The sequence below is a fragment of the Micromonospora yasonensis genome (assembly GCF_026013475.1).
Taxonomy (GTDB): Bacteria; Actinomycetota; Actinomycetes; order Mycobacteriales; family Micromonosporaceae; genus Micromonospora; species Micromonospora yasonensis.
Genome location: NZ_JAPDPH010000256.1, coordinates 1 through 9,228 on the forward strand (window position 1 = coordinate 1; position 9,228 = coordinate 9,228).

At 76.6% G+C, this 9,228-nt stretch carries 11 protein-coding genes; 8 read left to right on the top strand and 3 right to left on the bottom strand.

The genetic code is table 11. From position 1 onward, the window contains the following. On the bottom strand, positions 1-668 hold a 668-nt coding region (locus tag ONA70_RS31685), incomplete at its 3' end, for a hypothetical protein (RefSeq protein WP_265010164.1). Positions 669-817: 149 nt separating this feature from the next. Beyond that, entirely contained in the window at positions 818-1,321 is a 504-nt protein-coding gene (locus ONA70_RS31690; protein WP_265010165.1) for an SAV_6107 family HEPN domain-containing protein, read from the bottom strand. Positions 1,322-1,868: 547 nt separating this feature from the next. Between ONA70_RS31690 and ONA70_RS31695 the strand changes: the two genes are divergently transcribed. From ONA70_RS31695 to ONA70_RS31705, 3 genes are read left to right on the top strand one after another with little or no spacing between them, the layout of a single operon-like run. Further along, complete coding sequence (locus ONA70_RS31695) at positions 1,869-3,266, top strand: ferredoxin reductase family protein (protein WP_265010166.1); 1,398 nt, start codon at positions 1,869-1,871, stop codon at positions 3,264-3,266. Positions 3,267-3,286: 20 nt separating this feature from the next. Then, positions 3,287-3,790 (top strand): FMN-binding protein, encoded by a 504-nt coding sequence (locus ONA70_RS31700; RefSeq protein ID WP_265010167.1) that lies wholly within the window; start codon positions 3,287-3,289, stop codon positions 3,788-3,790. Between the two features lie 14 nt (positions 3,791-3,804). Continuing rightward, positions 3,805-4,614: an FAD:protein FMN transferase gene (locus ONA70_RS31705; protein ID WP_265010174.1), complete on the top strand. Its 810-nt coding sequence runs from the start codon at positions 3,805-3,807 to the stop codon at positions 4,612-4,614. Here the strand turns inward: ONA70_RS31705 and ONA70_RS31710 are convergent. Beyond that, the gene (locus ONA70_RS31710) at positions 4,599-5,786 is read right to left on the bottom strand and encodes an FAD-dependent monooxygenase (protein ID WP_265010168.1); all 1,188 of its coding nucleotides are present in this window, start codon (positions 5,784-5,786) and stop codon (positions 4,599-4,601) included. The two genes, ONA70_RS31705 and ONA70_RS31710, sit on opposite strands and share 16 nt — an antisense overlap. Positions 5,787-5,864: 78 nt before the next feature. Between ONA70_RS31710 and ONA70_RS31715 the strand changes: the two genes are divergently transcribed. From ONA70_RS31715 to ONA70_RS31735, 5 genes are all read left to right on the top strand, one after another. Continuing rightward, positions 5,865-6,593 (top strand): TetR/AcrR family transcriptional regulator C-terminal domain-containing protein, encoded by a 729-nt coding sequence (locus ONA70_RS31715; protein ID WP_265010169.1) that lies wholly within the window; start codon positions 5,865-5,867, stop codon positions 6,591-6,593. A 104-nt stretch (positions 6,594-6,697) separates the two neighbouring features. Beyond that, positions 6,698-7,186 (top strand): YbaK/EbsC family protein, encoded by a 489-nt coding sequence (locus ONA70_RS31720; protein WP_265010170.1) that lies wholly within the window; start codon positions 6,698-6,700, stop codon positions 7,184-7,186. After that, positions 7,183-7,935, top strand: coding sequence for a monooxygenase (locus tag ONA70_RS31725; protein WP_265010171.1), 753 nt, complete (start codon positions 7,183-7,185; stop codon positions 7,933-7,935). Before ONA70_RS31720 ends, ONA70_RS31725 begins: the two co-directional genes overlap by 4 nt. Next, positions 7,932-8,504 carry a GNAT family N-acetyltransferase gene (locus tag ONA70_RS31730; RefSeq protein ID WP_265010172.1) on the top strand — a complete coding sequence of 191 codons (573 nt, stop codon included), beginning with the start codon at positions 7,932-7,934 and terminating at the stop codon, positions 8,502-8,504. Before ONA70_RS31725 ends, ONA70_RS31730 begins: the two co-directional genes overlap by 4 nt. After that, positions 8,504-9,228: carotenoid biosynthesis protein (locus ONA70_RS31735; RefSeq protein ID WP_406601288.1), on the top strand; the 725-nt coding region annotated here is incomplete at its 3' end. The genes ONA70_RS31730 and ONA70_RS31735, both read left to right, overlap by 1 nt.

Below are 9,228 nucleotides of genomic sequence, written 5' to 3' on the forward strand. Positions count from 1 at the left end.
GACCGGGGGATGACCCGGGTCAGCTCGTCGCCGGGCAGCCAGACCTTGATCTCCTTGGGCCGGGCGGCGGCGCCCCGCCCGCGTGCCGAGACGGTCACCTCCCGGCGGCGCAGCCGGCCCCGGCCCACCCCGAGCCCCTCCCAGACCCCCCGGACCACCTGGAGCGTGACGTCCGCGCCGTCCCACCGGCCGTACGGGACGAGCACGCTGCCGCGCTGCCGGGCCCGGGCGGCCAGCCGGTTGGCGACGGAGGCGGAGACCGTGGCCGGCACGGCGGTGACCACCACGTCCATCCCGTCGATGAGCGCGGCGACGACGGTGGGCCACTCGGGGCCGGGGTTCGGCACCAGGGCGAGCCGGTCCAGGGCGATCCCGGCCTCGGCCGCCGCGCCCGCCCCGAAGGTGGGCACCCCGACCACGGCGCACCACGAGCCGGCCCGGGACGCCTCGGCGAGCAGGGCGAGGATCAGCGACGTCCCGCCACTGTGCCGGGGCTGCCCGACGCCGACCGCGATGGTGCTGCCGCGCCGCAGCCCGCGGTGGGGCAGCAGCCCGGTCAGCTCGCGCCGGACGGGCAGCAGCCGGTGGCCGCCCGCCGGGTCCGGCGCGCTCGCCGGGCGTACCAGCTCGGCCAGTGCGGCGGAACCGACCACCATGCGGCCCGCCATCGGACTCCCCCCGTCGTGTCGCGCGGGGTCGTTCCCCGTCAGGTGCTGGGTGTGCTGGATGCTGGATCAGGACAGTGCGTCGGGCGACGCGGAGCGGCGTCCGGCCACCACCCGGGGTCCCGCCGGTGGCGGCGGCCGGACGCCACGACTCAGGCGGCGGCTGCTCCGGGTCGCGGCGTGGCGTCAGACACGCCGAGCCGGAGGGGCCGATGCAGGCCGTCGATCGCCGGCTGGTGGGCCAGGCCGAGCGCGGTCTCCACCACGGCCACGAACTGTTCGGCGGCGCGGAGCAGGTCGTCGGCCTCCCGGGCGGTGACCACCCGGGGGATGCCGGCCTCGGCGGCGGCCCGCTTGCCGGCCCCGGCGGCGAAGTAGCCGGCCCACTCGTCGAGCTCGGGGGCGACGGCGGCGAGCAGCACCCAGACGCTGGTGATCCGGTTACGCCGGGTGGGGGCGGGGCGGGCGCGGGCGGCGAGCACGGCGGCGGCGGCGCGCAGCGCCGCGAGGTGGGCGGCGGCGTACCGGAGGCCGTCGGGGCGGGTCCGGGCGGCCTCGGCCAGCCCGTGGCGGGCCACCACGAGCAGCTGGGCGGGGGTGCGGTGCGGCAGCGCGTGCGCGGGCACCGTCGGCACCTGGGCCGGACTGGTCGGCATGGTCTCTCCTCCGCGTGGGCCGGGGCGGGCGGGTCGCGCGACGGATCGGATCCGCCGGCGGGACGCCCGGAGCGGTGGTGCGGAGGAAGACGCACCGGGTGGGGGCCGGCCGGGTGTGGACGCTTCCCCACACCACACCCGGCCGGCGTACCGGCGGGTTCGTCGCCCGCCGCCCGGGGGTCGTGGGCGGCGGGCGACGATCCTGCCTGACGGGTCCGGACTCGCGACTGTCCGGAGCCCGGTGCGGTCCGCGGAACCGCACCTCCCGGGAAGCCGGCGCCGCGAAACACCTCTCCCGGGCGTTGGAACGAGCGTACGACTGAATCGAACACTCGTTCTAACTACCCCGACAGTACACCTCCCCACCGACGAAAATGCAACGTGTGACGCGCCGGCGACACCGATCACTCCCGCCCGGCGGGTCGCCGGGGCACGCCGGAGGGCGGTCCGGATTCTCAGCCGGGACACAGCATCGGCAAAGGGGGCACCGAGTTCCCCGGCCCAGGGTGGACGTCATGAACGTGAGCCGTACCGAAAAGATCTTCCGGTGACCGCCGCCGTGGCCGACCGGCGGGCCGTGCGCCGCGCGCTGCCGACGGTCCCCGCCTGGTGGGCCGATGTCGCCGGCAGCGCCGCGGTGCTCAGCCTGCTGGTCGTCACCGCCCTCTGGACCGCCGACCGCGGGGTGCAGGAGCTGCTGGGCGGGGCGGCCACCGGGCTCACCTCGCTCGGCCGGCTCGCCGGACTGGTCAGCGCCGACCTGATGCTCATCCAGGTGGTGCTGATGGCCCGGGTGCCGCTGATCGAGCGGAGCTTCGGCCAGGACCGGATCGCCCGCTGGCACCGGCTCGCCGGCTTCACCTCCGTCAACCTCCTCCTCGCCCACGTGGCGCTGACCGTCCTCGGGTACGCCGGCACCGCCCGGCAGGGCGTGCTGGCCGAGATCTGGGACCTGGTCGTCACGTACCCGGGGATGCTGCTGGCCACCGCGGCGCTGGCCCTGCTGGTGCTGGTGGTGGTGACCTCGCTACGCGCGGCGCGCCGCCGGCTGCGCTACGAGTCCTGGCACCTGCTGCACCTGTACGCGTACCTGGGCATCGCGCTGGCGCTGCCGCACCAGCTCTGGACCGGCGCCGACTTCCTCGCCGCACCGCTGGCCCGCGCCTACTGGTGGACCGTCTACCTGCTGGCGCTGGCCAGCGTGCTGGTCTACCGGCTCGGGCTGCCCGCCTGGCGGTCGGCGCGGCACCGGATCGAGGTGGCCGCGGTGGTCCCCGAGGCGCCCGGGATCACCTCGGTCTGGCTGCGCGGGCGCGACCTGCACCGGCTGCCCGCCCGGGCCGGGCAGTTCCTCCTCTGGCGGTTCCTGGACGGCGCCGGCTGGTCCCGGGCACACCCGTACTCGCTGTCGGCACCGCCGAACGGGGACCTGATGCGGATCACGGTCAAGGACCTCGGCGACGGCAGCTCCCGGGTGGCCATCCTGCGCCCCGGCACGAAGGTGCTGGTCGAGGGGCCGTACGGGCGGCTGACCGGGGAGCACTGGCGAGGCGGCGGGATCACCATGCTGGCCTGCGGGGTCGGGATCACCCCGCTGCTGGCGCTGCTCTGGGAGCTGCCGTACGCCCCCGGCGAGGCGGTGCTGCTCTACCGCGCGCGTACCCCTGCGGATCTGGCCTTCCGGGCGGAGCTGGACCGGCTCGCCGCCGAACGCGGGCTGGTCGTGCACTATCTGGTCGGCCCCCGGGCAGCACGCCCGAGCTGGCTGCCGGCGTACGCCGAGGGGATGCCCGACGCGGCGGCCCTGCGCCGGCTCTCCCCCGACATCGCCGCCCACGACGTCTTCCTCTGCGGACCGGACGGCTGGGTCGGCGCCGCCCGCGCCGCGACCCGCGCGGCCGGGGTCCCCGACGCGCGCACCCACCACGAATGCTTCGCCTGGTGACAGGCGCGAAAGGAGGATCCGTGCGACGGATCACCATCTGGCTGCTCTCCACGGTGGCCGCGCTGGTGCTGCTGTTCAGCTACAAGACCAGCACCATGGGCGCGGGCGGGGACACCAGCGCGATCGCCTCCGGCTCGGACGGCTCGGCGGGCAGCTCCTGGACCGCCACCGACGACGGCTCCGGCACCGGCTCCGGCTCGTCGGGCGGCTCCTCGACCGGTTCCTCGGGGGGCTCGTCCGGCGGCAGCGGCACGGCCACCGGGTCGGTGACGCAGACCCGGTGGGGGCCGGTGCAGGTGAAGATCACCGTCTCTGGCGGGAAGATCACCGACGTCACCACGGTGCAGGTGCCCGACGGCAACCGCCGGGACCAGGAGATCAACGACTACGCGGTGCCGATCCTGCGGCAGGAGGCGCTGGCCGCGCAGAGCGCCCAGATCGACACCGTCTCCGGCGCCACCGTGACCAGCGACGGCTACCGGGAGTCGCTGCAGTCCGCGATCGACGCGGCGCACCTGAGGTGAGCCGGGTGGGGACGATGAACCTGACCACCGAGCCGGACCGGCGGGCCTGGGTGGCGCAGGTGATGGGGCTGCCGGTCAGTGTGCACCTGCGCGGGCCCGAGGTGCGCGCGGACGCGGTGGCGGAGCGGGTGGAGCGGGTCTTCGCCGAGCTGCGCGCGATGGACGCGGTGTTCAGCACGTACCGGCCGGAGAGCGTGCTGGGCCGGCTCGGCGGCGCGCTGCCCGACCCGACCACCGCCGACCCCGTGGTGCGCGAGGTGGTGGAGCGCTGCGAGGAGGCCCGCGCGCGTACCGGCGGGTGGTTCGACGCCCGGCGCCTGCCGCTGCCCGGCGGCGGCACCGGCTTCGACCCGTCCGGACTGGTCAAGGGGTGGGCGGTGGAGCGGGCCGCGCGGCACCTGGTCGACCTGCCCGGGCACGACCTCTGCCTCAACGCGGGCGGGGACGTGCTGCTGCGCACGACGCCGGGCCGGCCGGCCTGGCGGGTCGGGATCGAGGACCCCGCCCGCCCCGAACGGATGCTCGACGTCGTCGAGCGGGCACACGGTGCGGTCGCCACCTCGGGCACCGCGCGGCGCGGCGCGCACATCACCGACCCACGCACCGGCCGCCCGGCCGAGGCCGTCCGGTCGGTCACCGTGGTCGGCCCCGAGCTGCTCTGGGCCGACGTGTACGCGACCGCGGCCGTCGCCCGCGGCGCGGACGCGCTCGACTGGCTGGCCACCCTGGACGGGTACGCGGCGCTGCTGGTGGACGCCGGCGGCCGGGTCCGGGCCACCCCGAACTGGCCCGGCTCCCGGCTGGCGGCTCAGGCCGCCGGGTAGTCGGGCAGGTCGGCCTCGGTGGCCAGCGACCCGGTGCTGCGGACCAGCATCGACTGGACCGGGCGGGCGGCCAGCAGCCGGTCGCGCAGCCACAGCCCCCACCCGCTGGCCGGGGCGAGGAAGTGGCCGGGGTTGGCGCCCCGCTGCCAGCGGGCGGCGTACCCCCGCATCCGCCGCTCGTACGCGGGCAGCGCGACCCGGTGGTCGCCGCCCGCCAGGGCCAACTCGCCGGCGAGCACGTACGCCCCGACGACGCCGGTGCCGACCCCCATCCCGCCGAGGGTGACACCCCACGCCGCGTCGCCGAGCAGCACGGTCCGGCCGGTGTGCCACCGGGGCACCCGGACCTTGGCGATCGCGTCGAAGTAGAGCTCCGGCGCGGCGCGCAGCCCGGCCAGCAGCCGGGGCACGTGCCAGCCCAGCCCGGCGAAGGCGTCGGCGACCAGCGCCTTCTGCCGGTCGGGGTCGAGCCGGTCGTGGTCCTGCCGAGGCCCGGCGAAGACCACCAGGGCGGTGGCCCGGTCGGGGTCACGCGGGTCGGCCGAGACGCTGGCCATCCGGCCGGGCACGTTGTACTGCCGGGGGACGGCGTCCGCCCCCAGGTCGTTGGGCAGGTCCCAGCCGGCCAGGTGGTAGCCGAGGTGGGTCACGTACGCCGACTCCGGGCCGAGGGCCAGCCGGCGCACCCCGGAGTGCAGGCCGTCCGCGCCGACCACCAGGTCGACGGTGCGGGAGTCGCCCCGGGCGAAGTCGACGCGCACCCCGTCGGTGCGGTCCGTGAGCGCGGTGATCCGGTCCGCGAACCGGTACTCCACCCGGTCGGCGCCGTGCTCGTACAGGATCCGGGACAGGTCCCGGCGGCGGACCTCCAGCTCACCGCCGGCGAACTCGGCCGGCAGCCGGAAGATCTCCCGGCCGCGCTCGTCCACCCGGCTCATCGCGCCGGCGTGGGTCTGCACCGCGCGCAGGTCGTCCAGCACGCCCATCGCGGCGAGCACGCCGAGGTGGGTCGGCCCCCGGAAGTCGACCGCGAAGCCGCTGGTCCGCAGCGCCGGGGCGGCCTCGACGACGGTGACCTCGGCCCCGTGCCGGGCCAGCCACCAGGCCACCGCCGGGCCGGCCACCCCGGCGCCGGAGACGAGAACGCGGAAGCCGCGTAGTGACAAGGACATGACCTACCCCCGAAACTAAAACTGCGTCCGTCGGATACAGAGTACTGTAGACACAGTTTCGGCCCGCGAACAAGAGAGGTGACCGTGGAGACCGGTGGCGTCGACAAACGACGGCTCTACGAGCTGCTGTGGGGCACGCCCAGCGGGCCGAGGCGGGGTCCGCGCCCCACCCTCACCCTCGACGCGATCGCCCGGGCCGGCATCGCCATCGCCGACGCCGAGGGGCTCGAGGGGCTGACCATGCAGCGGGTCGCCGAGTCGCTGGACGTCACCAAGATGGCTCTCTACCGGTACGTGCCCGGCAAGGCGGAGCTGGTCGCCCTGATGCTGGAGGCGGCGATCGGCGAACCGCCCCCGGCGCCCGCGGGCGCCGACTGGCGCGGCCAGCTCGACGACTGGACCCGGCAGATGTTCGACCGGTTCCGCCGCCACCCCTGGGCGCACGCCGCCACCGTCGCCCCCCGGGTGCCCGGCCCGAACGAGCTGGCCTGGCTGGAGCGGGTGGTCGCCGCCCTCACCGGCACCGGGCTGACCGCCGGCGAGCAGCTCGACGTGGCGGTGCTGCTGGTCGGGCACGCCCGCAACCTGGCCCAGCACTCGGCCACCGGCACCGCCCCGGAGCACGGCCGGGAGGCCGCGTTCACCATGCTGGTACGCGGCCGGGAGGCGCAGTTCCCGGCCCTGGACGCCGCGCTGCGCACGATCCCCGCCCAGCCCCCCGGCGACCAGGCCCTCGACTTCGGCCTGGCCCGCATCCTCGACGGCATCCAGGCCCTCATCGCCACCCGCGCTGCCGCCCCCGCGTGACCAGCGGCCGCTTTCCGGGGAATTCGCGCGGATCTTGAGCGTGAGGCGGGACACGGCGTGGGCGGGTGGGACGCGGCGGGGAGGCGGCGGGAAGAATGAGCGGCATGCAGCCACACCCGAACGTGCAGGCGGTGCAACAGGCGCTCGACGACGCGGGCGCGCGGGACGGTTCCGGCGGGGCCAGCGAGGTCCGGCTGCTGCCCGCGGCGGTGCACACCGCCGCGGCGGCGGCCGAGGCGCTCGGCGTCGGGGTCGGCGCCATCGCCAACTCGCTCATCTTCGACGCCGACGACGCGCCGCTGCTGGTGCTCACCTCCGGGGCGCACCGGGTGGACACCGCCGGGCTGGCCGCCGCCCTCGGGATCACCCGGCTGCGCCGGGCCACCCCGGACTTCGTCAAGCGGCACACCGGGCAGGTGATCGGCGGGGTCGCCCCGGTCGGCCACCCCCGGCCGCTGCGCACCGTGGTGGACACCGCCCTGGCCGCGTACGACGAGGTGTGGGCGGCCGGCGGGGTGCCGCAGGCGGTCTTCCCCACCACGTACGCGGAGCTGCTGCGGATCACCTCCGGCAGCCCGGCCGAGGTGGCGTGAGCGAGCGGAGCGAGCGAACCACTGTCCCGGAACTGGTCACGCTGCACGTGTGGCGGATCCCCCGGACGGCGGTGCCCGGCGCGCTGTGGCGGATGGCGGTGCACCCGGGGCGGCTGCGCCGCCTCCCCGGCGTACGGTTCGCCAAGCTGCTCGGCACCGGGACCGGCACCGGCTTCGGCCCGGGTGACGCCGACCTGACCCGCTGGGCCGCCCTGCTGGTCTGGGATTCCCCCACCGCCGCGGCCGGCTTCGACGCCTCGCCGGTCGGGCGCTCCTGGGCCCGGATCGCGCACGCCGCGGCCCGGGTGGACCTGTGCCCGCTGACCAGCCGGGGCGAGTGGTCCGGCCAGCGGCCGTTCGGCGAGCCGTCCGGCGGGCGGGTCGACGGACCCGTGCTGGCGCTGACCCGGGCCCGGCTGCGGGCCCGCCGGGCGGTCACCTTCTGGCGGGCGGTCCCGCCGGTCGCCGCGGCCCTGCACGTCGCGCCCGGGCTGCTGGCCCGGTTCGGCGTCGGCGAGGCCCCGCTGGGCTGGCAGGGCACGGTGAGTGCGTGGCGGGACAGCGCGGACCTGGTCGCGTTCGCGTACCGTCACCCGGAGCACCGCGCCGCGATCACGCGGACCCCCACCGAGGGGTGGTACGCGGAGGAACTGTTCGCCCGGTTCGCGGTGCGGAACGTGGTCGGCGACCGGACGGTGCTGGGCTGGGCGGCCGGGGGCACCCCGGAAACGGCGAGAGGACACGCATGAGGTTGGTCCGCTGGACCCCGGACGATCTGGTCCGGCGGCTGGACGACGTGGTGGCCGTCTACGGCGAGGCGATGGGCTACCGCCCCGACCTGCTGGAGGCACGGCGGGGCTACATCGCCACCCACGTCCGCCGGCCCGGCTTCCGCGCCGTCGCCAGCCTGACCAGCGAGGGGCACCTGGCCGGCTTCGGGTACGGCTACCTCGGCGCCGCCGGCCAGTGGTGGCACGACCAGGTGTACCGGGCGCTCGACGTCGATGCCCGGCAGCGCTGGCTGACCCACTGCTTCGAGGTGGTGGAACTGCACGTCCGGCCGCCCGCGCAGGGGCACGGCCTCGGCGCCGGCCAGCTGCGGGCCCTGCTCACCATGGCGGAGGGGACCACCACCCTGCTCTCCACCCCGGAGGCGGACGAGCAGAAGTCCCGCGCCTGGCGGCTGTACCGGCGGTTCGGCTTCGTCGACATCCTGCGCCACTTCCACTTCCCCGGCGACGAGCGGCCGTTCGGGGTGCTCGGCCGCGACCTGCCGCTGCCCCCGCCCGGCCCCGCCCCCGGCCCGGCCATACGGTGATCCGGCGCCGGCTGCCCTGGGCGCTGCTGGCCGTCCTCGTCCTCGCCCAGATCTGCTACCCGCTCACCGCCGGCGCCACCCGGGCCGGGCTCACCGTGGCCACCGTCGGACTCGGCTACCTGCTCTCCGTCGGGCACGCCCTGCTCAGCCGGGGTACGCGTGCCGCGCTCGCGCTGGTCGCGGTGGCCACCGGCGGCGGCTTCGCGATCGAGGCGCTCGGGGTGGCCACCGGCTTCCCGTTCGGCAGCTACGACTACTCCGGCGAACTGGGCCCGAAACTGGCCGGGGTGCCGCTGGTCATCCCGCTCGCGTGGACCTGGATGGCCTGGCCGGCCTGGCTCACCGCGGTCCGGCTCACCACGCCGTCCCCCGGGCCGGCCGGAGACCGGCGGGCCCGGTGGGTGGACCGCGCCGGCCGCGTCGCGCTCGCGGCGGTCGGGCTGGCCGCCTGGGACCTCTTCCTCGACCCGCAGATGGTGGCCGAGGGCTACTGGGTCTGGCGGGACGCCAGCCCGGCGCTGCCCGGCCTGCCCGGCGTCCCGGTGAGCAACTACCTCGGCTGGCTGCTCTTCGCGGTGCTGCTGATGGCCGCGCTGCGCCCGCTCGCCGGGCCGGCCGTGGACCGCGTCGACGGGCGGGACGCCCCGATGTTCGCGCTCTACCTGTGGACGTACGGCGCCAGCGTGCTGGCGCACGCGGTCTTCCTCCGGCTGCCCGCCTCGGC